Annotated in this window: 18 protein-coding genes and 1 pseudogene; 6 read left to right on the top strand and 13 right to left on the bottom strand. The window is 72.0% G+C overall.

Going from position 1 to position 24711, the window contains the following annotated elements; translation table 11 throughout:
- Positions 1-237: 237 nt before the first annotated feature.
- A complete protein-coding gene (locus GEV07_25220) occupies positions 238-1206 on the bottom strand; it encodes a DDE-type integrase/transposase/recombinase (GenBank protein MQA05873.1) in 969 nt (322 codons plus the stop codon).
- A gap of 858 nt (positions 1207-2064) precedes the next feature.
- Positions 2065-3489 carry a type I glutamate--ammonia ligase gene (glnA, locus tag GEV07_25225; protein ID MQA05874.1) on the bottom strand — a complete coding sequence of 475 codons (1425 nt, stop codon included), beginning with the start codon at positions 3487-3489 and terminating at the stop codon, positions 2065-2067.
- A gap of 184 nt (positions 3490-3673) precedes the next feature.
- Between glnA and GEV07_25230 the strand changes: the two genes are divergently transcribed.
- Positions 3674-4120 (top strand): RDD family protein, encoded by a 447-nt coding sequence (locus GEV07_25230; GenBank protein ID MQA05875.1) that lies wholly within the window; start codon positions 3674-3676, stop codon positions 4118-4120.
- 75 nt (positions 4121-4195) lie between these two features.
- Entirely contained in the window at positions 4196-4624 is a 429-nt protein-coding gene (locus GEV07_25235; GenBank protein ID MQA05876.1) for an NUDIX domain-containing protein, read from the top strand.
- A 73-nt stretch (positions 4625-4697) separates the two neighbouring features.
- Here the strand turns inward: GEV07_25235 and GEV07_25240 are convergent, their stop codons facing one another.
- From GEV07_25240 to GEV07_25280, 9 genes and pseudogenes are all read right to left on the bottom strand, one after another.
- On the bottom strand, positions 4698-6455 hold the full coding sequence (locus GEV07_25240) for an ATP-binding cassette domain-containing protein (protein MQA05877.1): 1758 nt from the start codon (positions 6453-6455) through the stop codon (positions 4698-4700).
- Entirely contained in the window at positions 6452-8173 is a 1722-nt protein-coding gene (locus tag GEV07_25245; protein MQA05878.1) for an ATP-binding cassette domain-containing protein, read from the bottom strand. Before GEV07_25245 ends, GEV07_25240 begins: the two co-directional genes overlap by 4 nt.
- Before the next feature lie 285 nt (positions 8174-8458).
- Complete coding sequence (locus GEV07_25250; protein MQA05879.1) at positions 8459-10237, bottom strand: prolyl oligopeptidase family serine peptidase; 1779 nt, start codon at positions 10235-10237, stop codon at positions 8459-8461.
- Positions 10231-12993 carry a protein kinase gene (locus GEV07_25255; GenBank protein MQA05880.1) on the bottom strand — a complete coding sequence of 921 codons (2763 nt, stop codon included), beginning with the start codon at positions 12991-12993 and terminating at the stop codon, positions 10231-10233. The genes GEV07_25250 and GEV07_25255 overlap by 7 nt, the downstream gene beginning before the upstream one ends.
- Before the next feature lie 219 nt (positions 12994-13212).
- The gene (locus GEV07_25260; GenBank protein MQA05881.1) at positions 13213-13899 is read right to left on the bottom strand and encodes a DUF4191 family protein; all 687 of its coding nucleotides are present in this window, start codon (positions 13897-13899) and stop codon (positions 13213-13215) included.
- Between the two features lie 56 nt (positions 13900-13955).
- Positions 13956-14912 carry a lipoyl synthase gene (lipA, locus tag GEV07_25265; protein MQA05882.1) on the bottom strand — a complete coding sequence of 319 codons (957 nt, stop codon included), beginning with the start codon at positions 14910-14912 and terminating at the stop codon, positions 13956-13958.
- The gene (lipB, locus tag GEV07_25270; GenBank protein MQA05883.1) at positions 14909-15580 is read right to left on the bottom strand and encodes a lipoyl(octanoyl) transferase LipB; all 672 of its coding nucleotides are present in this window, start codon (positions 15578-15580) and stop codon (positions 14909-14911) included. Before lipB ends, lipA begins: the two co-directional genes overlap by 4 nt.
- 65 nt (positions 15581-15645) lie before the next feature.
- On the bottom strand, positions 15646-17412 hold the full coding sequence (locus tag GEV07_25275) for a beta-galactosidase (protein MQA05884.1): 1767 nt from the start codon (positions 17410-17412) through the stop codon (positions 15646-15648).
- Between the two features lie 97 nt (positions 17413-17509).
- Positions 17510-18288: pseudogene (locus GEV07_25280) on the bottom strand (HAD-IIA family hydrolase).
- Between the two features lie 181 nt (positions 18289-18469).
- Between GEV07_25280 and GEV07_25285 the strand changes: the two are divergent.
- From GEV07_25285 to GEV07_25300, 4 genes are all read left to right on the top strand, one after another.
- Positions 18470-19525 carry an oxidoreductase gene (locus GEV07_25285; protein MQA05885.1) on the top strand — a complete coding sequence of 352 codons (1056 nt, stop codon included), beginning with the start codon at positions 18470-18472 and terminating at the stop codon, positions 19523-19525.
- Positions 19526-19578: 53 nt separating this feature from the next.
- The gene (locus GEV07_25290) at positions 19579-19968 is read left to right on the top strand and encodes a hypothetical protein (GenBank protein MQA05886.1); all 390 of its coding nucleotides are present in this window, start codon (positions 19579-19581) and stop codon (positions 19966-19968) included.
- A gap of 62 nt (positions 19969-20030) precedes the next feature.
- On the top strand, positions 20031-21056 hold the full coding sequence (locus tag GEV07_25295) for a hypothetical protein (protein ID MQA05887.1): 1026 nt from the start codon (positions 20031-20033) through the stop codon (positions 21054-21056).
- A 122-nt stretch (positions 21057-21178) separates the two neighbouring features.
- On the top strand, positions 21179-22447 hold the full coding sequence (locus GEV07_25300; protein MQA05888.1) for a DUF362 domain-containing protein: 1269 nt from the start codon (positions 21179-21181) through the stop codon (positions 22445-22447).
- Here the strand turns inward: GEV07_25300 and GEV07_25305 are convergent.
- On the bottom strand, positions 22441-23331 hold the full coding sequence (locus GEV07_25305) for a TIGR01777 family protein (GenBank protein ID MQA05889.1): 891 nt from the start codon (positions 23329-23331) through the stop codon (positions 22441-22443). The two genes, GEV07_25300 and GEV07_25305, sit on opposite strands and share 7 nt — an antisense overlap.
- Positions 23332-23348: 17 nt before the next feature.
- Positions 23349-24711: 2-oxoglutarate dehydrogenase, E2 component, dihydrolipoamide succinyltransferase (gene sucB, locus GEV07_25310; protein MQA05890.1), on the bottom strand; the 1363-nt coding region annotated here is incomplete at its 5' end.

Here is a 24711-nt window from a genome sequence, read left to right on the forward strand (position 1 = left end):
CCACGTGATCGTCGACCACCACATACAGTGCTGTCAGGAGGGTGTTCAGTTCTTTGGTCACACATCGATCTTGAACACCCTCCGCCCCACGTCTCCGCAGCCGCGCCGACCACACCCTTCAAGGAATCACTCATCTAGGCTGCTAGCCAGGTGGGGCAGGCCGAGCTTGGTCGCGTGCGCGCAGATCCGTTGCGTGGTGAGATCACTCATCAGTCGCTCCTGTCGTTTCAGGTGGGGTCAGTTGAGTTCGGGGTTTGTGAGACCGGCGGCCAGGTGGTAGGCGGACAACGGGCGGCGGCCGACGTCGACGCTGGCGGCGTGGCTGCGGGCCAGTAACGCCGCCAGCCCCGCGGGATCGTCTGGTTCGGCGTGGCCGGCGTGCTCGGATTCGGGCTGGTGGTCGGTGGTGACCGCCCGGGTGTGACCGTCGGCGAGACCGTCCCAGTGGCGGTCGTCGACGACCCAGCTGCCCCGGGCACGGGCGCGTCGGTGACGGGCGAGCAGCACCTGGTCGCCGTTTTGCCGGTGGTGGTAGATGGCGACCTCGTCCCCGGTCACCTGCACGTCGACTTGCTGGCCGGCGCGGACCTGCCGGGCGGGCACCGAATACAGACTGGCTTCGAACGAGACCAAGCAGTCCTTGCCGACCCGGCGCAGGTGGTGCTCGACCACCCGATACGGCCGCGGCGGCAGTGGCAGTAACGCGGCCCGGTCCCGCTGCGCGCGCACGCCGATGACCTCGCCGTGGGTGCGGTGCACCTGCCCGCGCCGCAGCTTCGCCCAGTCGCAGAACGCGGCGTCGAGCTCGGCCAGGGAGTCGAACGCCCGGCCGGCGAGGACGTGGTCGCGGACGATGTCGACCTGCCGCTCCACCCGTCCCTTCCCGGTGGGCCGGTAGGCGGCCAGCACGTCGATGTCGAAGCCGTAGGCACCGGCGAACGCGACCGCTTCGGGGTGAAGCGGCACTGCCTTGCCCGGGGCGACATGCCGCTTCACCACGGTCTTGGTCCGGTCAAAGACCACCGTGGACGGGACACCGCCGAAGTGTTCGAACGCGCGGCGGTGGCAGTCGAAAAACGTCACCAGGTCCTGGCTGGTGGTGAAGCAGCAGAACGGATCCCGCGAATACGACAGCACCATGTGGAACGAGTACACCTTCGGGATCCCGACGTGAGCGAGGATCCCGCCCTCATCAGCCCAGTCCACCTGCGCCTGCCCCGATCAAATAGGTGCAGGTGAACGGGGCTGCCGGGTTGACCGGCGGTTGGCCCGACTTGCCGTCGTAGAGGCGGTATCACGTAGGGTGAGGCGGGCGGCGGGTTGTGCAGGAGCGGACCGGCGGTCAGGTGTTTCGTTGTCGGATCCGACGTTGGACTTCGCTGCGTCGGATGATCCAGTGTCCTCGATGAAGGCGCCGAGGAGCTTGCCCTCGCGCAGTAGGTTCCACCGCGACGGATCCACCACGCTGACCTACCTCGGCGTCCATCCGCGCGCCGAGGCGTTTCAGCGAGCGCGGGCGATGGCGGCGCACCCCATCAACCCGCAGTCGTAGCACCACGCGTTATGGGGGTAGTGATGTCTGCTCGAGGTGATGCCACGGCCACCGGAAGCTCCGTACGGGCGACGAACCCGGTAGGGGCGCCGTCTGGTGGCTCCTCTGCTGCGCCAGGACGCCCGGCGTCCGGGCGGTTGCGCAGCGGGGAGCTGCGAACCAACCGAGGTTGCAGCGGGTCAAGTCCTTCGAGTAGCACGTACTGGGTGAGGACAAGGATCGGTGTGTGGGCAGGTGTGTCGACTGTCACGCGTCGGGATTCCTGGCAGGGCTGTTGTGTCAGTCCTGAAGGAGAATCACCGGGGCCAAACCACTTGACGACACTCACCCATACGCGCCCCGGAGACAAGCAGTGTGAAGGCAAAGAAGTTGCGCCGCAAGTCATAGCGCGGGTTCACATTGGGTTCACATGAGAACCGGAAACGCCCCGAAACGCTCAGCAGCGTTAGGGGGCGTTTCTGCAGCTCAGACGCGATGTTGCGGTATTCCGGCTGGTAGCGGGATCGCGGCGATCAGATGTCGTAGTACATCTCGAACTCGTGGGGGTGGGGGCGCTGGCGGATCTCGTCGATCTCGTTGGTGCGCTTGAAGTCGACGTAGGTCTCTACCAGGTCGGAGGTGAAGACGTCGCCTTCTAGGAGGTAGTCGTGGTCGGACTCCAGGGCGTCGAGGACGGCGTCCAGGGAGCCCGGCACCTGCTGCACCTGCGAGTGCTCCTCGGGCGGGAGCTCGTACAGGTCTTTGTCGATCGGCTCCGGCGGCTCGATCTTGTTGCGGACGCCGTCGATGCCGGCCATCAGCATTGCGGAGAACGCGAGGTACGGGTTCGCCGACGGGTCCGGCACGCGGAACTCGATGCGCTTGGCCTTCGGACTGGTGCCGGTGATCGGGATCCGGATGCAGGCGGACCTGTTCCGCTGGCTGTACACCAGGTTCACCGGTGCCTCGAAGCCCGGCACCAGGCGGTGGAACGAGTTCGCGGTCGGGTTGGTGAACGCGAGCAGGCTCGGCGCGTGCTTCAGCAGGCCGCCGATGTACCAGCGGGCGATGTCGGAGAGGCCTGCGTAGCCGAGCTCGTCGTAGAAGAGCGGGCTGCCGTCCTTCCAGAGGCTCTGGTGGCAGTGCATGCCGGAGCCGTTGTCACCGAAGATCGGCTTCGGCATGAACGTGGCCGTCTTACCGTTGCGCCAGGCGACGTTCTTGATGATGTACTTGAACGTCTGCAGCCGGTCGGCTTCCTGCAGCAAGGAGCTGAACTGGAAGTTGATCTCGGCCTGGCCGGCGGTGCCCACCTCGTGGTGCGCGCGCTCGACGAGGATGCCGACCTTCTCCAGCTCCATGACCATCTCGGCGCGCAGGTCGGCGTAGTGGTCCACCGGGGGCACCGGGAAGTAGCCGCCCTTGTAGCGCGGCTTGTACCCGCGGTTGCCCGGCTCCTCGCGCCGCGCGGTGTTCCAGGCACCGGCGATCGAGTCGATCTCGTAGTAGCCGGAGTTCTGCTTGGTCTCGTAGCGGACGTCGTCGAAGACGTAGAACTCCGCCTCGGGTGCGAAGAACGCGGTGTCCGCGATGCCGGTGCTGGTGAGGTAGGTCTCGGCCTTCTTCGCGACGTTACGCGGGTCCCGGCTGTACGGCTCGCCGGTGAGCGGGTCGTGCACGTTGAAGTGCAGGTTGAGGGTCTTCTCCGTGCGGAACGGGTCCGGGAACGCGCTGGCCACGTCTGGCCGCAACGCCATGTCGGACTCGTGGATCTCCTGGAAGCCACGGATCGACGAACCGTCGAACATCAGACCGTCGGAGAACACGGAGTCGTCGAAATTCGAGACGGGCACGGCGAAGTGCTGCATCACTCCGAACAGGTCGGAGAAGCGCACATCGACGAACTGAACCCCCTCGTCGCGGATGTACCGCGACAGGTCCTCCTGGCTTTCGAACATTACCGCTCCTTGTCGCCCATCTCATTGGTCGGCTGCCACGGTAGCCAGACGCCGTTTCCCCGGCATGTCCCGATTGTTTCGGCGATGTTACGGACATCTCGAGCGGGCTTTCCCGGCCAGCTGCGGTGCGGCGCCGTTGCCTGCTGGACAGCCTAGCCTCCCGCGGGAGGCTAGGCTGGGTGACATGGACCGACGGACCCTGGGGTCATGGCTGAGCGGCCCGTACTCGGCGGACGAGCCGTCGTCCGACGACGACTACCCGGGGTCGCGGTTCGGGCTGTCGAAGGAGGGCAGCGGGTCGGTCCCCGGCCTGTTCCGCCGGCTCGTCGGACTGATGATCGACTGGGTGATGTGCAGCGCGATCGGGTACGGCCTGCTGCAGGGCGGGCCGTGGGCGACGCTCGGCGTGTTCGCGCTCGAGCACATCCTGCTGGTCGGCACGCTCGGCTTCACCTTCGGGCACCGGCTGCTGGGTATCAAGGTCGTCCGCGTGGACGGCACGCCGCCCGGGGTGCCGTGGGCGGCCGTCCGCACCCTGCTGCTGTGCATCTTCATCCCCGCGCTGATCATGGACCGCGATCTGCGGGGGATGCACGACCGCGCGGCGAACACCATGACGGTGCGGATCTGACGACCGGTAGATTGCCTCGACGTGACGCCCGACGACGACATCGCTGCGCTGTACGCCTCGTTGCCGACGAAGCGGATCGCCGCCGGTGCGCTGTTCGTCGACAGCCGTGACCGGGTGCTCCTGGTGGAGCCGGTCTACAAGGACGTCTGGGACATCCCAGGCGGTGTCGTGGAGCCCGAGGAGTCGCCGCGGGCCGGGTGCCGCCGTGAGGTACGCGAGGAGCTCGGCCTTGACCGGCCGGTCGGCGGGCTGCTCGGCGTCGACTGGGTGCCCACCGAGCCGCCGCGCACCGAGGGCCTGATGCTGATCTTCGACGGTGGCCCGCTCGCGGAGCACGAGACGGCGGCGATCCGGCTGCCGGACGACGAGCTCAAGTCGTGGCGGTGGGTCGACCGCGACGACGTGCGGTCGCTGGCGTCCGCACGCACCGCGTCGCGGATCCTCGCCTGCTTCGCCGCGCGGCGGGCGGGGGAGACAGTGTATCTGGAGGCCGGCCGCCCGTAGCTACGGCGCGACGGCGGGGTCGGCGTCCGGGGTGGTCCAGTAGCGGACCTATCTGGAGGCCGGCCGCCCGTAGCTACGGCGCGGCCGCCACCGGCGCGGCGGTGTGGTCGGTGGGGTCGGCGTCCGGGGTGGTCCAGTAGCCGACCAGCTCCTTGTACAGCGCGGAGCGCGCCAGCAGGTCCGCGTGCGTGCCGACGGTTGCGCTGTCGCCGTCCAGGACGAGGATGCGGTCGGCGCGCAGTGCGGAGCTGATCCGGTGCGCGATCACCACGAGGGTGCCGTACCTGCGGCTGAACGCCCGCTCGACGCTCTCCTCGGTCGCCGGGTCGAGGTGGCAGGTGGCCTCGTCGAGCACGATCACCTCCGCCGGGCTGGCGTACGCGCGCACCAGCGCCACCAGCTGCCGTTCCCCGCTGCCCAGGGTGGTGGGCTGCAGGGTCGCGTCCAGCCCGCCGAGCCGGTCGATCAGCGTGGGCACCCCGAGCTCCTCGACGACCCGGCGCAGCTGCCAGTCCTGGACCTCGGGCTCGAGGTAGGCGAGGTTCTCGCGCACCGTGCCGCCGAAGACGTACGACTCCTGCGGGATGAGCGTCACCAGCCGGTGCAGCTGCTCAGGTGACAGCGCGCGCAGGTCGCGGTCGCCGACGCGCACCTCGCCGTGCGCGGGGATCAGCAGCCCGGCGAGCAGGTCGGCGAGGGTGGACTTGCCGACCCCGCTGGGGCCGACGATGGCGAGGTGCTCCTCGCCGCGGACCCGCAGGTCCAGCCCGTTGAGCACGGGCGTGGAGTGCGGGCCGTACGCGAACGTGAGGTCGTGTGCGGCCACCGTGCGGGTCAGCGGCGCGCGGCTGGTGCCGACCGGCAGCGTCGCGGTCTCGGTGGCGCTGCCGGCCTGTGCGGTCTCGGCCAGCCGGGCGAGCACCACCGCCAGCTGCAGGCCCCACGCCCCGGCGACCTGTACGAGGGCCTGCATGGCCGGCGCCAGCGTCACCGTCAGGTAGCCGGCCGCGGCGACCAGCGCGCCTGTGGTGACCCAGCCCTCCCGCACGAACAGCGGGCCGGACGCGATGACCGCCACGAGCGGCAGCTGTACGCCGAGCGCGACCACGAGGATGCGCAGCGACGACACCCGGGCGAGCGCCTTGCCGGCTGCCGCCTGCTGGTTGATGGCCGTCTCGACGGTACGGGTCGCGCGGCGCTTGGCCTGGCACGCAAGCACGTCGCGTAGACCGTGCAGCACGCCGGTCGCCTCCCGCGCCACGGCCTCGTCGGCGAGTACGACGGCGCGCTGCCGGTCGACCAGCCGCGGCAGCAGCAGACCGAACAGCGTCAGCGCGAGCACCAGCGGCGGCGCGACGACGAGGGTCAGGGCAGGCGCGAGCACCGTGGTGCCGACGACGGTGGCGACGATGGCCAGCGTCACCTGGCGCGCGGTACGCAGCAGCGCCGACACAAGCCTGCGGGTGGTCTCCACCTGGCCGGTCACCCGGGCGACGGCGGCCGGGTTCGCCTCGTGCAGCGGCACCCGCAGGCTCGCGTCCACCACCACGTGCACGAGGGTGTCGCGCAGCGGCTCCACCACGGCGGCGAGTTGCGGGTAGACCAGCCGGGTGGCGACGGCCGCGACGCCGGCCGCGGCGACCAGGCCGCCGAGCCAGCCGAAGCCGACGGCCGGCTCGCCGGCCAGGAACCCGCGGTCGAGCGCGAGCGCGAGGAACTTCCCGGTCAGCAGCGCCGGCACCGCCTCGACCACCGACCAGACCAGCAGCCACAGCAGCGGCCGCCGCTGCCCACGCAGCCCGTCCAGGAGGAGACGCAGGCCGGCCCTCATCGCGCCGCCTCCGCGCCGCCGGTGAACAGTGCGCGGTAGTCGGCGTCGCGCCACAGCTCGGCGTGCCTGCCGAGCGCGCGGACCCGGCCGCCGACCAGCCACGCCACCTGGTCGGCCTGCGCGGCGCTGCGGGCGCGGTGGGTGACGACCAGTTTCGTCCGGCCAGGCAGCGTACGGGCAAGCGCGGCCTGCAGCTCTACCTCGGTGGCGGTGTCCAGGCTGGACGTCGCGTCGTCCAGCACCAGGATCGCCGGCCGCATCGCGACCAGCCTGGCGATGCCGACCCGCTGCCGCTCGCCGCCGGACAGCGGCGCCTCCCGCACCTGCGTCAGGTAGCCGTGCGGGAGCTTCGCGACGACGCCGTCCACCAGGGCGGTCTGTGCGGCGGTCGTGACGGCGGGTACCTCGGTCGCGGGCGGTTGCGCCGGCAGGCCGTAACCGACCGCGTCCGCGAGGGTCGCACCGACAAGGGCAGGCCGCTCGAACGCGTACCCGACCAGCCGGCGCAGGTCGGTGTCCGGGAGGTGGGCGACCGGCTGGCCGTCGATGAGCACCTGACCGGCGTCCGGCTGGTACAGCCGGCCGAGCAGGCCGACGAGCACCGACTTGCCCGCGCCGCTCCCGCCGACCACCGCCGTGGTGGTGCCGGCAGGCAGCCGTAGCGAGCAGCCGTCGAGCACCGTCCGGTCGCCCAGCCGTACGGTGACGTCGCGGATCTCCACGTCACCGATCCCGTGCTCCGACCTGGCCCGCGGTACGGCGGCCTGGGGCGTGCCGGTCAGCGGCCGCACCCGGGCGGCGCCCGCGCGCACCTGCACCAGCTCGACGAACAGGTCGATCTGCTCGATGGCCTGCAATGCGATGCCCGCGTAGCCGACGGCCGCGACCAGGTCGCCGGGGGAGAGCCGGCCGGCGCTGACCGCCCAGCCGGCGGCGGCCAGCACCGCGAGCTGCAGCAGCCTGATCAGCAGCCCGAACGACCACGCGAGGCGACGCTGCAGCAGCCAGGTGTGCACGCCCACCGACCGCAGCTCGGGCAGCGGCTCGAGCACCCGGTCGACCTCGCGGTCCACGGTGCCGCTCGCGCGGATGGTGCGCAGCCCGGCGAGCGCATCCACCAGCCGGCTGGCGATGCGGCCCTGCACGGTCTGGTACTCCTCGAACGCGCTCGTCGCCTGCCGGGTGAACGGGCGGAGCAGCGCCACGCTGACCAGCAGGCCCCCGAGCAGCGTCACCGGCAGCGTCCAGTCGAGCAGGAAGAGCAGCACGAGCGCGGCGAGCGCCGTCACCGCCGTGCGTACGGCGGTGAGCACCAGCGAGACGATCCGGCCGGTCGAGCCGGCGCCCGCGATCAGCCGGGTGACCGCGTCCCCGGCCGGGTACTGCTGCTGTCCTGGCAGCCCGAGGCCGAGCAGGTTGCCTAGGATGCGGCGACGCAGCCACGCGGTGGTGCCGGCGACGCCGGCGGTGCCGGCGATCTGGCCGAGCACGTCGGCGAGCGTGCCGACGGCGATGACGATCGCGAGGAGCGTGAGCGCGGGCACCAGCCCGTGGCCGCCGGCGAGGGCGGCGTCGAGCGCCCGCCCCATCGCGGCCGGGAGGACGAGCGCGCCGGCGGCGGAACACAGCCCCGCGAGCACGGCGGTGGCGAACCAGCCCGGCTGAGCACGAAGCGTGACGGCGAGCAACCGATCGGTGCCAACCGGTGTCGCAGTCATCCGTCCGGTCACTCCTGCACGCACAATAGAACTGCGTGACGGGTGCGAGAGCAGCCGGTAACTGCTCTCGCACCACGTCCTTCGTCGGCCGCGTCGTTTGGCGCGGCCGACCCCTTGCCTCTGTCAGACCTCGACGTCGACGCTTGCATCGACGGCGACGCCGCCCGTGGAAAGGCAGCTGACGACACAGGTAGCCAGCCCGCAGCCGCAGCCGAGCTCCACGGACTCCACCTCGGGCAGACGCTCGAGCGCCGCCACGTCCAAGGTGAGCTCCTTCATGTTTCTTCACCTCCTCTCGAGCGCGAGTTCCGTGCCGCCACGGGGTTCCACGGCGGCGTCCTGCCCCGCAGGAAGGCCTTGCGGCGCATCTGCGAGGAAGTCTCTGATCCTGGCCAGCGCCGCCTCCGCGGCGGCACCGGCGAACGGGTCGTGCGCGGCGTCGGCGAGCTCCACGTACTCCACCGGTGTGCCGGCCGCGCGCAGCTGGTCGGCGAGCTCTCTGGAGTGCGCCACCGGCACCACGTCGTCGGCCGCGCCGTGCATCAGCAGCAGCGGGGTGCGCACCTGCCCAGCGACGTGGGCCAAGTCGCGCGGCCCGAGCTCGTCGCGGTGCGTCGTCGTGCCGCCAAGCCGCTCGAGCAGGGCGCGTACGCGTGTACCGCCGTCGGCGTAGAGCCGCGGCCCGGAGAGGAACGGGGCGACGACGGCGGCCCGTGCCCACGCCGTGGGTGCCGCGGCGAGCGCGAGCGTGGCGAGGAACGCGCCGTAGCTCACCCCGAACAGCTGCACCGTGGTGTCGCGCTGCTCGGTGATGTGCGCGGTGACGGCGAGCACGTCGGCGAGGTCCGCGTTGCCCCAGCCGGCGTGCAGCGCCTCGTGGGCACCGCGGTAGCCGTGGCTGCCGCGCGGGTTCACCCCGACCACCGCCGTGTCCTCGCCGGCCAGCCCGAGCAGCAGCGGCCCGTGGTCGAGCCGCCAGGACGAGTCCGGCCCGCCGTGCAGCGCAACCACCACGTTGCCCGCGGTACGCCAGTCGCCGTGCACCACGGCCTCGATCGGGCCGGACGGGCCGCTGAAGCTCTCCAGCTGCAGCCCGTCGCTCGCGCGGTCCGGCACCGGCTGCTGCGCCGCCGCGGGCGTGTGGCTCGGCCGCAGCGCGACCACCGTGGCCGGCTGCTCGCCGTCGGCGAACGGGATCCGCAGCGTGTCGCCGACCCAGGACGCGGTGGCACCGACGGTCCCCGCCGGTAGCTGCAGCTCCGTGACCTGGTCGCTCGCCGGCGCGTAGAGGGCGAGCCCGGAGCGCGCGCCGTAGTCGATACGCACCGCCAGCTGCTCGCCGGTGGGGTCGGCGGCCAGCGGGAACGCGCCGCGGGTGCCGTCGAGCCGCGCCGACCAGTGCATGCGGCCGTCCGGCTCGGCGCAGCCGAGCGCGCCACTCTCGTCGCCGGCCACCAGCCGGCCGGAACCCGGGCAGGCGAACAACAACCGGACGTCCGGGTGGTCCGGCCACAGCGGTATGACCGTGCCGTCGGCGAGGTCGATCACGACCGCGACGAGCTTGCCCTGGTGCACCTGGTTCAGGCCGAGCCTGCGGCCGTCGAGGTCCAGCCAGCAGCCGCCGGCGAGCAGGCCGGCGACCGTGCACACCGGCTCCATGATGGGGATCGTGTCGCGCACCACCCAGACCGTCGAGGTCAGCTCGGGCGTGCTCGCCGTGCTGACGGCCATCGCGAGCACGTCGGGGTCGGGGTGCTCCAGCACCCGCAGGCCGAGCGTGGGCACCGTCGCAAGCGCGCGGGCTGGCTCGGCCGGCGCGCCGAGGGTGAGGTCGTGCCCGCCGGCGTCGGTGCCGAGCGGCTGGCACAGCAGGACGCGGCCGGCGTCCGTCGGGAGCACCTGGCTGTTCGGGCCGCGCACCTGGAGGTCGTCGAGGAGGACGCCGCCGGTGGCCGCCGACGGCAGCGACCAGGTCTCCACCCGCCAGTCGCCTGGGCGCGGTGCGGTGAGGCACGCCACCTGGGTGCCGCGCGCCGAGAAGCGGAAGCTCGTACGGCTCAACATCGGGGCACCTCTTCGTCGGCGTGGTCGACCAGGAACGGGCGGGGGCCGCCGTGCAGCAGCCGCGCCAGGAACGACAGCACCCCGGCGAGCCCGACCTGGAAGTCGGCGACCACCTCGTGCCCGGTCTCGTCGGCGACGACGAGCCGGCCCGCCCTGGTGCAGTGCCGGACGGCGAGGCAGTCGGCCAGGTCGGCCGCCCATTCGTGGTAGGTCGGGTCGACGAGGAGCTCCGCCGCGTCGAGCAGGAACTCGCCGTCGCCGGCCAGGCCGTGGCAGGCGACCGGCGACGACTGCCAGCGCGCGCGGTGGACGGCGACCGCCGCCGCCCGCGCGAGGTCGGCGAACCGCTGCTCGCCGGTGCGCGCGTAGAGCCTGAGCAGGAAGCTGCCCACCCCGGAGGAGCCGCTGCACCAGTGCGGCAGCTTGGTCGGCTCGGCCGGACCCACCGGCCACCAGGCGGCGCCGTGCTCGTCGACCTCGGCCACCCGGCACAGGGCGTCGCCGGCCCGCACGGCGAGCTCGAAGTCGGCGTCCCTGCCGTTGGCGAGCAGCGCGTAGCCGATACCCGCGGTGCCGTGCGCGAACCCGTGGTGCCTGGCGCCTTCCAACCGGGAGTCGAAGCCCGCGGGGATCTGCCAGTACGGCCCGTGCTCGTCCTCGGCCGCCCGCTGGAGGAGCGCGTCCGCGTAGTGGTCGGCACGCTCGCGCAGCCCGGCGTCGTCGGTGACCGCGGCGAGGTGCTGATGGGCCAGGCAGGCGCCGGCGAGGCCGTGCGCGACGTCCGGGTTCGGCCACTCGAGCGGCAGCTCGCGTACGTGGTCCGCCGCGGCCCCGACCAGCTCGGCGTCGGCAAGCAGGACGCCGGCGTCGGCGACCGCCCACGCGACTCCCGCCCGGCCGAAGTACAGCCCGGGCAGCGGCGCGTCCGCCGGCCGCCGGGCGAGCAGCCAGTGGGCGGTGGACCGTACGACGTCGAGGACGTCGGCGTGCGGCGCGACCCTGGTCAGCGCGGCGAGCACCCCCGCCGCGCCGTGCTGCACGTTGCCCGCGTCGGTCTGCCGGCCGAACGCGCCGCTCGGCCACAGCCGTGACCGGCCGGGGGTGTGGGTGGCGAGCAGGTGGTCGACGCCGTCGGCGAGCAGCCGTTGCGGCGTGACCGTCGCGCCCCGGGCGCGGGTGACCGGCCGCCCGGCCGGCGGTGCCGCGAGGAACTCCGTCACCCGGTCCAGGTGCCAGCGCTGCTGCGGCTCGTCGGTGAGCAGCCCGTGCGCGACCGGCCGCAGCGCGGCCGCCGTGCCGCCGGCCGTGGCGACCAGGTCCAGCCAGCTCGCCAGCCGCGCCTCCGTACGGACGCCGCGCGGCTCGTCGTCCGGCAGCAGCGGGTCGCAGCCGGTGGCGAGCAGGAAGAGCAGGCCGCCGAGGCTGTAGAGGTCCTCGGCCGCCGTGGCCGGTGCGCGTTCGCCGCCGGTGCGGTGTTCTGGCGCCTGGTACGCGGGGGTGCCGGAGCGCCTGGCGGAGTCGCCGAACGGGGTGGCCAGCTCCAGGTCCACCAGCTGTACGGCGTGGTCGGCGGTGACGAGCACGTTGCTCGGGCTGAGGTCGCGCAGCGCGTAGCCCGCACCGTGCACGGCCCGGACGGCGGTCGCGAGGGCCGCCGCCACCGGCCACGCGGCGGCCAGCGGCACGCCGGCATCGGCACGGCTCGCGTGGTGCACCCAGGACCGCAGGGGAGTGCCGGCGAGGCGCTCCTCGGCGAGGAAGACGTCACCGTCCTGCTCGAACACGCCGAGCGACCGCGGCACCGGCGCCAGGTCGGCGAGTGCACGCAGCGCCCTGTTCTCGTTGCGCAGCAGGTCGCGGGCGTCCCGGCCGGAGCCGTCGAGCTCGGTGTACGCGCGGGCGTGCTTCACCACCACCTCGCCGCCTTCGCGGGTGTCGGTGGCCAGGTACACGCCGCCCTTCGCGGAGTGGCGGAACGCGACCCGCACGGCGTAGCGGTCGCCGAGCAGCACCCCGCCGGCCGCCTCGGCCTGCGGCGGCGGGTCGAGCGGGCACGGCGCCCAGTCCGGCACGTCGAACCAGGCCGACCGCCGGTCCTCCACGGTGCTGCCGTCGGGGCGGAACAGCAGGTAGCGGTAGACGCCGTCGGCGTCCAGCTCGCCGGCGCCGGAGAAGCCGCCGTAGCGGTAGTGCACGCTGCTGCCGGGTGCGTACGGCCGGTCGGAGAGGATGCGCGGCGCCGGCAGGTCGCCGACGGCGTCGTGCAGCCGCTCGATGACCGCGACGAACGTGTCGTCGTCGGCGGGGTAGACGGTGAGGAACTTGCCGGCGAGTGCGCGGTCGCAGTCGCGTCCGGTCAGCCAGCGCACGCCGGCGACGTCGCGGGTGAACTTGAACGCGGTGCCGTGCTCCCGCAGTACGGGAACGGCGCGGGTGAGCACCCCGGCCGCGGACGTGGGCGTCGCCGACACGTGGATCTTCCAGCCCTGCGCGGGTACCGACGTGCCGACAGGCGTTGCTGCGCACCAGAACTCGCGGTCGGCCAGCCGCCAGCTCGCGGCGTCCGCAGGGCGGTCGGCGAGCAGCCGGCCGACGTGCTGGACCAGGTCGGTGGGGGAAGGGCCGGTCGCCGGGCCGGTGCCGGCGGCGTGCGAACGGACGACGGTCACGTCCGGTCCTCCTTCCCGTGGTCGGGCCGCCGTGGCGGCACAGGTGCCGGCGGCCACACCTGGCGGTGGCAGCCGGAGGGCAGGCAACTAGGGCAGGGTGCGCGGGGGTCGGGGGTGCGCTGGGGCGGTATGTGCCATACACAGCCTGCCACGACAGGCGACCAGAAATGGCTGTGTGTGCACAGGAGGTGACTCTACGCCGTTAGGGCTGCGAATGCAGCTCGACGCAGCAAGATGTGTGCATCCGTTATGAAACTACTCTCCGTAACCAAATCCGTTACGGGAGAAGGGATCCGGCGAACTCCGTCAGCCTGCGGACTTCGGCATCTTCGGCATCTTCTGCCGGACGCCCTTGGGCATCGGCCCCTTCGGCATCGGCAGCGGAGAGGTGCCGAGCGCACGCATCCGACGCTTGACCTCAGAGACCTCACTCTTGGTCAGGTTGCGCGGCAGCTTGAGCATGCGCGACTGCAGCTTCCGCAGCGGGATGTCGTCCTCGCCGGTGCCGCACTTCAGGTCGTAGATCGGGGTGTCGAACGCGACCCTGGAGACCTTCTTCTTCTCCGCGGCGACCAGCTTCGCCAGCCGCGGTGAGGAACCCTCGGCGACCAGCACCACACCGGGACGGCCGACCGCACGGTGCACGACGTCCTGGTCCTTGTTGACGGCGACGGCGGGCGTGACCTGCCAGTCGCCGCGCAGCCCCTCGAGCACCGCGGCGGCGGCACCGGTCTGGCCCTCGATGTTCGAGTACGCGGTCTTCTGCACCAGCTGGCCGAAGATGAACATGGCCACCGTGAACCCGGTGAGTACGCCGAGGAAGATCGCGTAGATCAGGTAGTCGAGCAGGTAGCCGAGCGCGAGGGCGATGGCGATCGGGCCAAGGAAGCCGAGCGCGATCCACAGGTAGCCGCGCTTGTTCTTCTGCCAGAGGAACTGGGCGGACCGCTTGATCTGCTGCAGGCGCTTCGGTTGGTCTGGGTTCTTGGCCATACCCGAGAGGATACGAGGCAACTCGCCTCAGCGTCTTGTCGGGCGTCCGTCCGGGCTCAGCTGGTGGCCGGGGTGATCGCGCGGGCCTCCAGCGCCTGCCGGTACAGCCGGCCGGCACGGTACGAGGAGCGTACGAGCGGCCCGCTCATCACGCCGGCGAAGCCGATCTCGTCGGCCTCCGCGCCCAGCTCCTCGAACTCTGCCGGCTCCACCCACCGGGTCACCGGGTGGTGCCGCTGCGACGGCCGCAGGTACTGCGTGATGGTCAACAGCTCGCAGCCGGCGTCGTAGAGCAGCTGCATGGTCTCTGAGATCTCCGCGCGCTCCTCACCCATGCCGAGGATGAGGTTCGACTTGGTGACCAGGCCGGCGTCGCGTGCCCTCGTGATCACCTCGAGCGAGCGCTCGAACCGGAAGCCAGGCCGGATCCTGCGGAAGATCCGCGGCACGGTCTCCACGTTGTGCGCGAGCACCTCGGGACGTGACCCGAACACCTCGGCCAGCGGCTCCGGCTGCGCGTTGAAGTCGGGGATGAGCAGCTCGACGCCGCAGCCGGGGATCTGCTCGTGGATCTGGCGGACGGTCTCCGCGTACAGCCACGCGCCGAGGTCGGGCTGGTCGTCACGGCAGACGCCGGTGACCGTGGCGTAGCGCAGGCCCATGGTGACGACAGACTCGGCGACCCGGCGCGGCTCGTCGCCGTCGAGCGGGTCCGGCTTGCCGGTCTCGATCTGGCAGAAGTCGCAGCGCCTGGTGCACTCGTTGCCGCCGATGAGGAAGGTGGCCTCGCGGTCCTCCCAACACTCGAAGATGTTCGGGCAGCCGGCCTCCTCGCACACCGTGTGCAGGCCCTCGTCGCGGACCAGCTTCTTGAGCTGGGTGTACTCGGGGCCGGAGCGCACCTTCACTTTGATCCACGGCGGCTTGCGCTCGATCGGCGTCTGCGCGTTGCGCACCTCGAGCCGGAGCAGCTTGCGCCCGTTCGGGGCCGTGCCACCGTTGAGATCGCTCATGTCGCCACCATAACGTTGTCGGCCAGCTCGTATCCGGGGTAGCCGAGCACCTCGGTGAGGTGCTTCTCGACCAGCGGCAGGACCTCGGCCACGGGCACCTGCCGGCCGAGCTCGGCGGAGAGCGTGGTCGTGCCGACGTCGGTCAGGCCGCACGGCACGATCTGGTGGTACGGGTCGAGCGAGTTGTCACAGTTCAGCGCGAAGCCGTGCATGGTGACGCCCTGCGCGACCCTGATGCCGATGGCGCCGACCTTGCGGTCCTGGCGGGTCGCGTCGGCGGGGAACCAGACGCCGCTGCGACCCTCCACCCGGGTGCCGGCAACGCCGAGGTCGGCGCAGACCCGGATCAGCATCTCCTCGACCGCACGGACGTACGCGACCACGTCCACCGGGTCGCTGAGGTGGACGATCGGGTAGCCGGTCAGCTGGCCGGGACCGTGCCAGGTGATGCGGCCGCCGCGGTCGACGTCCACCACCGGCGTGCCGTCGTTCGGCCGTTCGAACACCTGGGTGCGTTTGCCGGCGGTGTAGACGGCCTGGTGCTCGAGCAGCAGGCAGGTGTCGGGTTGCGCGCCGCCGGTCACCGCTTCATGGGTGCTGCGCTGGATGTCCCACGCGGTCTCGTACCGCACTGCGTCGGCGCCGAAGCCGAGCCGGATGAACCTCAGGTCGGTAGTCACCCCCACAGGTTAGCTCTCGGCCAAACCCGTTGCCCGGTGGCGCGGACGCGCCGTCACTTGGGGACGGGGCCGAGGTCCGGTTCGGCGTGGATCTCCAGCGTGGCGGAGACGGCGGCGCCGAGCTCGAGCACGGCGACCTCGTTGTTGCCTGCGCGCAGCAGCGGCCACGGCAGGTACAGGGTCTGCTGCGGGCCGCTGGCGACGTCGTACCGACCCAGGCAGAAGCCGTTCACCCAGGCGAACCCGGTCTCCCAGCCGGGAAGTGCGAGGAAGCCGTCCGCCGGCTCGTCGACGGGGAGCATGGCCCGCCACAGGCCAGGGCCGACGCTCCCGTCGGCCGCGGCGGGCGGGGCGTCGAAGTCGATGACCGGCAGCGCGTCGAGCGGCACCGGGGTCGACTCCCAGCCGTGGATGTACGCGTTGCCGTGCAGTACGCCGCCGGTGATGCCCTTGCGGTCGCCGACGCGCGGACCGAAGTTCGTACGGCCGTACGCGCTCACCATGATCTCCAGCTGCACGCCGTCGGCCGGCACCTCGAGCGGTATCTCCTCGGTGCCGGACATGACGCCCTTGAACTGGTCGTCCACCCACACGTGGGCGATGTCACAGAGCCCGTCGAACGACAGCGGCGCCGCCGGTCGCGGGCCGCGGAGCACCGTGCGGTACTTGACCACGCCGCCGCCGAGGCCCAGCTCCTCGAAGGTGAGCGGCCGCGACGCGCTCTTCGGTTCCCGGGCCATCAGCTCCAGACCCGTACGTACGGGGAGGAAACCGTCCACCGACAGCTCGGTCGGCGGCAGGATCGGGTGCGGCGTCGCCGGCGGTTCCGCGGGCAGCGCGGTGTAGCGCCCGATCACCTCGCGGAACGCCCAGTACTTCTCCGTCGGCCGGCCCGCCTCGTCCAGCGGTGCGTCGTAGTCGTACGACGTGACGGTGGGTTCGAGCTCGCCCTTGGTGTTGTTGGCGCCGGCCCAGAAGCCGAAGTTGGTGCCGCCGTGCGCCATGTAGATGTTGACCGACGCGCCGAGCTCGAGGATCTCGCCGAGGGTCTCGGCGGCGTCCTCGGCCGACCGGGTGTGGTGCGGCTCACCCCAGTGGTCGAACCAGCCGTTCCAGTACTCCGCGCACATCAGCGGCCCGTCCTGCTGGTGCCGGCGCAGGGTGGCGAACGCGTCCTTCGGTGCGCTGCCGAAGTTCACCGTGGCGAGCACGTCGGGCAGCGAGCCGGCGGTGAGGTTCGCGTCGGCGGCGCCGTCGCTGGTGAACATCGGCACCTCGATGCCACGCGCGCGCATCCCGGTGACCAGGTGTTCGAGGTACGCGCGGTCGGTGCCGTACGAGCCGTACTCGTTCTCGACCTGCACCATGATGACGTTGCCGCCGCGGTGGACCTGACGCTGTGCGATGCGCGGGATCAGCTGGTCGAACCAGCGGTCGACGGCGGAAAGGTACGTCGAGTCGTAGCTCCGGATGCGGGTCGACTGCTCGCGCAGCAGCCAGCCGGGCAGGCCGCCGTTGTCCCATTCCGCACAGATGTACGGGCCCGGGCGGACGATGGCGTACATGCCCGACTCGGCGACCAGGTCGAGGAAGTTCTCGATGCCGGCCAGCCCGCCCCACAGGTACCGGCCTGGCACCGGCTCGTGCACGTTCCACGCCACGTAGGTCTCGATGGTGTTGAGGCCCATCGCGCGGAGCAGCTCCAACCGCGCCGCATGCTGCTCGGGAAGTGTCCGAAAGTAGTGCATTGCACCACTGATGACGCGAAACGGCCTACCGTCGACAAGGAACGCGTCGGGACCGACCTGGAAGCTCGTCACGACGCCGACCCTAAACCCTGCCGCTGGTGAGGGGTTCGCGGCGCTGCGTGATTGTCGCCGGAGGGATGCGGGTTCTCGTGGACACGGTCTTCCTTCGTCAGATCTCGTCGACCAGCTCGGCGATCGACTCGACCACTCGGTTGGGGCGGTACGGGTAACGCTCGACCGCCGCCCGGCTCGTCAGACCGGACAGCACAAGGATGGTCTCCAGGCCGGCCTCGATGCCAGCGATGACGTCCGTGTCCATCCGGTCACCGACCATGGCCGTGGTCTCGCTGTGGCCTCGACGGCGTTGAGTGCGCTGCGCATCATCAGCGAGTTCGGTTTGCCGACGAAGTACGGGGCGACACCGGTCGCCTTGGTGATGAGCGCGGCGACGGCGCCGGTGGCGGGCAGCACCCCCTCGTGGCTCGGGCCGGTGGCGTCCGGGTTGGTGGCGATGAACCTGGAGCCCGACGCGATCAGCCGGATCGCACGCGTGATTGCCTCGAAGCTGTACGTGCGGGTCTCGCCGAGCACCACGTAGTCGGGGTCGTTGTCCGTCAGCACGTAGCCGATGTCGTGCAGTGCCGTGGTGAGACCGGCCTCGCCGACCACGTGTGCGGTGCCGCCGGGGCGCTGCGTGTCGAGGAACGCCGCGGTGGCCAGCGCCGACGTCCATACCCGGTCGAGCGGTACGTCGATGCCGGCGTTGAGCAGCCGGGCGCGCAGGTCGCGCGGGGTGTAGATCGAGTTGTTGGTGAGGACCAGGTAGCGCTTGCCCGACGCCTGCAGGCCGCTCAGGAAGTCCTGCGCGCCAGGTACGGGGACGTCTTCCTGGACCAGCACGCCGTCCATGTCGATCAGCCAACACTCGATCGGCCGACGGTCCGTCATGAGGAGACCTCCCGCGTGAGCATCGTAGCGAGGAAGTAACCCGGCACGCGCCAGACCGCCGTAGGTGAGCGAGGAGCGGAGCGCGGGAGGGCGACGGGATGCACTGTCATGGGTGTCCCTTCCCAGCCGGGTTGGTCATGCACTCATCTTGCCTGGCCCGGCTTCGGTATAGCGTGCCGCCATGGACGAGATCCGTGTAGCCGTCGTCGGCTACGGGCTGGCCGGACGCGTCTTCCACGCGCCGTTGATCCAGGCGCACGAGGGCCTGCGGCTGGTCTCCGTGGTCACGTCGAACCAGGAGCGGCAGCGGCAGGTCAGGCAGGCGTGCCCCGGTGTGCTGGTGTTCGACCGGGTGGACCAGCTGTGGCAGCGGGCCGCCGACCACGACCTCGTGGTCATCGCGACGCCGACCGAGAGCCACCTGCCGCTGGCCAAGCGCGCGATCGAGGCCGGGCTGGCCGTCGTGGTGGACAAGCCGTTCGCCGTCGACGCGGCGTCGGCGGCGGAGCTGGTCGCCGCGGCGGAGGCGAAGAGCGTGCCGTTGACCGTGTTCCAGAACCGGCGGCTCGACTCCGACCAGCTGACGTTGCGCAGGCTCCTCGCCGAGGGCGCGCTCGGGCAGGTGCTCAGGTACGAGTCGCGGTTCGAGCGCTGGCAGCCGCAGGTGCGCAGCGACCGCTGGCGGGACGTGACCCCGGCCGACCGCGGTGGTGGCGTGCTGCTCGACCTGGGCAGCCACCTGGTCGACCAGGCGCTGCACCTGTTCGGTCCTGCCGAGGTGGTGCACGCCGACGTCAGGAGCGTCCGTGGCGGGGTGTCGGACGACTTCGCGTTCGTCGTGCTGGCGCACGGGAACCAGGAGCAGTCGCACCTCTCCGTCGGCGCGATGTTCGGCGCGCCGGGGCCGCGGCTGCGTGTGGTGGGCACCGCGGCGACCTTCGTCGTATACGACGTGGACAACCAGGAGGAGCAGCTGCGCGCGGGGTTGCGCCCCAGCCATGCGGCGTACGGTATCGAGGACTCGGACGGCTGGGGATGGCTGGCCACCGGCGGCAGTTGGCTGCCGGTCGCGCCTGAACCCGGTGCCTGGCCGCAGTTCTACGCCGACGTCCACCGTGCGTTGACGGAGGGCACCCCGCTGCCCGTCGACCCCCGCGACGCGGTGGAGACGCAGCGGCTGCTCGACGAGGCACGGGCACTCGCCACCGGGAGAGCGGAGGACGCGTGGCGCTCGTAACCGTTGCCGTCACTGCGATCCACGTGTTCGCCGCGGCGGTCTGGTTCGGCGCGATGGCGTACAGCCTGGCGGTGGTGCAGCCGCGGGTGGAGCGGACGCTGGGCGACGACGCGGAGGAGCTGCTCGTCGTCCTCGGTTCAGGGGCGCGGTGGAAGGTGCTCGGCCTGATCGCCGTGCTCGCTGCCTCCGGGGTGGCGCTGGTGTTCCTCACCGCGCAGCGGAGCCCGGTGTGGTGGGTGGCGGTCGCCGTCTCCGGCGTCGCGTTGCTCGCGGCGGCCGGCGTGTTCTGCGTGGTGTCGTGGCGGATGTGGCCGGCGCGGGTGTTCGCCGTACGCGACGAGCTGCCCGTGCACCGCAGACGGTTCCGGCTGGTGGCGTGGACGATGCTGACCCTGACCGGGATCGCGACGTTCGCCGGCGTGGTGGCGCACGTGGTGTCGTAGCCCCATCGCTTGGCCTGTGGACAACCTCTGCGGGCGGGCGGCGGCTCGGGCACGCTGACCCGATGCAGGCAACCAGGTTGGACACCGTGCTCGCCGGCCGGCCGGCGCTGCGGCCCGGCGAGGTCGTGACGGTCGTGGCCGCGGTCGGCGGGGAGCTGGCCGGCATGCACGCCGCGAGGCAGGTGCACGGCGCGGTCGCGCCGGCGGCCATCGTGCTCGATGCGGCCTGCCGTCCCAGGCTGGGTTCGCCCGCCGCTCGCCGCACCGCCTTTGCCTTTGCCGATGGCGATGGCGATGGCGATGCCGATGCCGACGTACGGGCGTTGGCGCGGCTCGGGCTCGAGCTGCTGGGGCCTTATCCACCGCAGCGGCTCGTCGAGGTGCTGCAGGAGGCTCACGCAGGTGGGGTGGACGCGAAGGCGTTGGTGGTCAAGGTGCTGACCGCGTGCCGGCCGGAGCCGGTGCGGGTGGGTAGCGCGGTCGGTGGCGGGGAGCTCGCGCCGGCACCGGCGCCCGGTGGTGTCGTGCCGCGTCCGGTACGTGCGCCGGCCTGGCACCGGGTGGTGCTGGGCCGCCGCGGTCTCGGGGCGGTGGTGGTCGTGCTCGTGGTCGCCGTCGTCGTGGTGCTCGGCTGGGTGGACGCGGGGCGGTCGGGCCCGGTGGCCGACCGGCCGCCGTCGCCGGTGCCTTCGGCCCACGGCGACGTGCCGCCGCGCTGGCACGACACGCTGACCGGCCTGGACCGCCGCCGTGCCGTGGCGTTCGCGACCGCGGACGCCGCCGCGCTGCGCACGGTCTACGTCCCGGGATCGGCCGCGCTGGCCGCGGACCTGCACGTGCTGCGCTCGTACCGGCGGCTGGGCGTGCGGGTACAGGGCCTGCGGTTGCGCATCGGCGAGGTCCGTACCGTCACGGCGTCGACATCGCATGCGGTGCTCACGGTCACCGACCAGCTGCGCCCATACCGGGTCGTAGACCGCGACGGCGGCGTACGCCACCAGCCCGGCCGCGGTGACCGTACCTGGCAGGTAACCCTGGACCGCGTCGCCGACCAATGGCGCATCGCGTCGATCCGGCGGCACCGGTGACTGTGGTGGCGGGCTGGTCGCGGTGACCGTACTCGGCGGGTGAGCCTGGACCGGATCGATGGTGGGTGGTGCATCGCGTGGATCTGGCGGCATCGGTGACTGTGGTGGCGGACAATGGGGGCATGACGAGTGACCGGTTGCGGCTGTGCCGCGTGCGGCAACGGTTCTCCGCGCCCGCGGTCGTGGATCTCATCGAGACGGTGCGCAAGCAGGTCGACCAGGTGGTGAGTGGTGCCGGGCTGGCGCCGGGGTCGCGGGTCGCGGTCACCGCGGGTAGCAGGGGCGTCGTGCGGGCGCCTGAGATCTACCGCGCCGTTGTGGGGGCGTTGCGGGACGCCGGGCATGAGCCGTTCCTGTTCACGGCGATGGGGAGTCACGGGGGTGGCACCGCCGACGGCCAGCGTGCGTTGCTCGACAGCCTCGGGGTCACCGCGGAGGCGGTCGGGGCCGAGGTGGTGTGCTCCGACGACGTCACGGTGCTGGGCCGTACGGTCACGCCGATCGCCGGTCTGCCGGTGTTGGTGGCCAGCGAGGCGGCGGCAGCCGACGCCGTGCTCGTGGTGAACCGGGTGAAGCCGCACACCTCGTTCCACGGCAGCCACGAGAGCGGTCTGTTGAAGATGCTGGCCGTCGGCATGGGGCGGGCGCGCGGCGCGACCATGGTGCACCGGCTGGGCTGGCAGTCGATGGAGCAGGCCATCGAGTCGATCGCCGCCGTGGTGCTCGACCGGCTGCCGGTGCTCGGCGGGCTGGCCGTGCTGGAGAACGCCAACGAGCAGCCGGCGCAGGTCGAGGCGATGCCGGCCGCCGAGATCGCGGAGCGGGAGACGGCGCTGCTGGAGACGGCGCGTGCGCTGATGCCGTACCTGCCGGTGGACCGGCTGGACCTCTGCGTGGTGCGGGAGATGGGCAAGAACATCAGCGGCACCGGGATGGACACCAACGTCATCGGCCGGCTGCGCATCGAGGGCCTGCCGGAGCCGCCGCGGCCGAGCATCCAGTACCTCGCCGTGCTCGACCTGACCGAGGAGTCGCACGGCAACGCGACCGGCGTAGGGCTGGCCGACTTCACCACCCAGCGGCTCGCCGACCGCATCGACCGCGCGGCGACGTACCTGAACTGCCTCACCAGCGGCAGCCCGATCCGCGGCGCGGTGCCGATGACGCTGCCCGACGACCGCGCGGTCTTCGACGCCGTATGGCAGGCGATGAAGCCGCAGCGGTTCGCCGACGTACGTGCCGCGGTGATCGCGGACACCCTGCACCTCGGCGAGCTGTGGCTGTCCGAGCGCAGCGCCGCAGAATGCGGCACCGACGTCGAGGTGCTTGGCGACCCGACCGACCTCACCTTCGACGGTGCCGGCTCGTTGGTCCTGCCGACGGCTCAGTAGCCGCGGACGGCGGCGTCGAGTGCCTCGCGGACGGTTGGGTAGCGGAACCGGAAGCCGGCGTCGAGCAGTCGGCGCGGCACTGCCTGCTGGCTGCCGAGCACCTCGCCGGCGTACTCGCCGAGGGCCGCCCGTAACGCGAACGCAGGCGCCACCGCCGGGGTGGGGCGGCGGAGGGTTGCGCCCAGCGCCCTGGTGAACTCCGCGTTGGTCACAGGGTACGGCGAGGTGACGTTCACTGGCCCGCGCAGCTCGTGGTCGAGGAGGAACCGCACCGCGCGGACGACGTCGGCCAGCGCCACCCAGCTCCAGTACTGCTCACCGGAGCCGAGCCGGCCGCCGAGGCCGAGACGGAACAACGGCAGCAGCTTCGCCAGCGCGCCCCCGCGGCGCGACAGCACGATGCCGAACCGCAGGTGGCAGACCCGCACGCCGGCCAGCCGGGCCGGTTCCGTAGCGGCCTCCCAGGCGCGGCACATGTCGGGGACGAAGCCGGTGCCACGCGGCTCGTCCTCGTCGACGGCGCGCGTGGTGGGGCCGTACGCGCCCACGCCGGACGCGGAGAGCAGCACCCGCGGCGGCGGGTCGAACCCGGCCAGCGCCGTGGCCAGCGTGCCGGTGGCGGCCGTACGGCTCTCTACCAGCGTCCGTTTGTACGCCGCCGACCAGCGGTGGTCGCCGATGCCGGCACCGGCGAGGTTCACCGCTGCGTCGACGGGCCCGAGCTCGCGGAGGTCCAGCTCACCCGCGGCCGGGTCCCACCGCACCTCCTCGACGGCATGCGGGGGTCGGCGCACCAACCGCACCACCTCGTGCCCGTCGGCCTCGAGTACGTGACCGAGGGCGGTGCCTACCAGCCCACTCGAGCCGGTGACGGCGATGCGCATATCGTGGTCGTTGGGCGTCAGTCCAGGCCGAGGTCGGCCTCGAACCTGCCCTCCTCCAGCCGGTCCTTGATGGTGTTCAGGAAGCGCGCGGCGTCGGCGCCGTCGACCAGCCGGTGGTCGTAGGTGAGCGCGAGGTACACCATGTGGCGGATCGCGATCGTCTCACCGATCTCCGGGTCGTCGATGACGACCGGACGCTTCACTACCGAGCCGGTGCCGAGGATGCCCATCTGCGGCTGCACGATGATCGGCGTGTCGAGGAGGGCACCGCGGCTGCCGGTGTTGCTGAGCGTGAACGTCGCACCGCCGAGCTCGTCCGGCGACACCTTGTTCGCGCGCGTGCGGTCGGCCAGGTCGGTGACCTTCTTCGCCAGGCCAGGCAGGTTCAGGTCGCCTGCGTTGTGCGCGGTGGCGGAGATCAGCCCACGCTCGGTGTCGACGGCGATGCCGAGGTGCTCGACGTCGTAGTAGGTGATCTCGCCCTTCTCGGTGTCGATGGTCGCGTTCAGCAGCGGGTGCTGCTTCAGCGCCTCCACCGTAGCCAGCGCGAAGAACGGCATGAACGACAGCTTCACGCCCTCGCGCGCGAGGAAGTCGGCCTTCGCCCGCTGCCGCAGCCGCGCGATCCTCGTGACGTCGGCCTCCACCACGGTGGTCAGCTGGGCCGCGATGTGCAGCGACTCGACCATCCGCTTGGCCAGGATGGACCGCAGCCTGGACATCTTCTGAGTGGTGCCGCGCAGCTGCTCGGCCTCCGGCGACGGTGCCCGCTGGGCGGCCGGGCTCGGCGCCGGCGCGCTCGCTGCCGGCTGCCTCGCCGCGGCCTGCTGCCGCTTGGCGGTGTCCAGCACGTCCTGCTTCCGGATCCGGCCGCCGACGCCGGAGCCCTGCAGCGCGTTCACGTCCACGCCGTGCTCCGCGGCGAGCTTGCGCACCAGCGGCGTCAGGTACGGGCGGTCCCCGGCGTCGCCGGAGTCGGCTGGCCGCGGCGCGCTCGCCGGTGGGGCGGACGGAGCCGGCGGTGCCTGCGGCGCAGCCGGTGGGGGCGGGGCCGCGGCCTGCGGCTGTGGCGCGGGCTCGGCCGGTGCCGCGGGCTCCGGCTGGGCCGGCTGCTGCGGTGCTGGCGCGGCCTGCGGCGGCTCGGCCGCCGGGGGCGCTGCGGGTGCCGGTGCCGCGCCGGCGGCGCCGATGGTGGCGAGCTCGGCGCCGACGTTGACGGTCTCGTCCTCGCCGACCTTGATCTGGAGCAGGGTGCCCGAGCTGGGGGCTGGGATCTCGGTGTCGACCTTGTCCGTGGAGACCTCGAGCAGGGGCTCGTCCGCCTGGACCTGGTCGCCTTCCTGCTTCAGCCAGCGGGTGACCGTACCCTCGGTCACGCTC

It is taken from the genome of Streptosporangiales bacterium (genome assembly GCA_009379825.1).
Lineage (GTDB): Bacteria > Actinomycetota > Actinomycetes > Streptosporangiales > WHST01 > WHST01.

What these genes read in the sequence shown, in the direction of transcription:
- GEV07_25260 (MQA05881.1), bottom strand. Translation starts at nt 13,899, where the DNA reads ATGGCCAAGAACCCAGACCAACCGAAGCGCCTGCAGCAGATCAAGCGG.
- GEV07_25305 (MQA05889.1), bottom strand. Translation starts at nt 23,331, where the DNA reads ATGCGCATCGCCGTCACCGGCTCGAGTGGGCTGGTAGGCACCGCCCTC.
- GEV07_25245 (MQA05878.1), bottom strand. Translation starts at nt 8,173, where the DNA reads ATGACTGCGACACCGGTTGGCACCGATCGGTTGCTCGCCGTCACGCTT.
- GEV07_25240 (MQA05877.1), bottom strand. Translation starts at nt 6,455, where the DNA reads ATGAGGGCCGGCCTGCGTCTCCTCCTGGACGGGCTGCGTGGGCAGCGG.
- glnA (MQA05874.1), bottom strand. Translation starts at nt 3,489, where the DNA reads ATGTTCGAAAGCCAGGAGGACCTGTCGCGGTACATCCGCGACGAGGGG.
- GEV07_25300 (MQA05888.1), top strand. Translation starts at nt 21,179, where the DNA reads ATGACGAGTGACCGGTTGCGGCTGTGCCGCGTGCGGCAACGGTTCTCC.
- GEV07_25295 (MQA05887.1), top strand. Translation starts at nt 20,031, where the DNA reads ATGCAGGCAACCAGGTTGGACACCGTGCTCGCCGGCCGGCCGGCGCTG.
- lipA (MQA05882.1), bottom strand. Translation starts at nt 14,912, where the DNA reads ATGAGCGATCTCAACGGTGGCACGGCCCCGAACGGGCGCAAGCTGCTC.
- GEV07_25250 (MQA05879.1), bottom strand. Translation starts at nt 10,237, where the DNA reads ATGTTGAGCCGTACGAGCTTCCGCTTCTCGGCGCGCGGCACCCAGGTG.
- GEV07_25285 (MQA05885.1), top strand. Translation starts at nt 18,470, where the DNA reads ATGGACGAGATCCGTGTAGCCGTCGTCGGCTACGGGCTGGCCGGACGC.
- GEV07_25230 (MQA05875.1), top strand. Translation starts at nt 3,674, where the DNA reads ATGGACCGACGGACCCTGGGGTCATGGCTGAGCGGCCCGTACTCGGCG.
- GEV07_25290 (MQA05886.1), top strand. Translation starts at nt 19,579, where the DNA reads ATGGCGTACAGCCTGGCGGTGGTGCAGCCGCGGGTGGAGCGGACGCTG.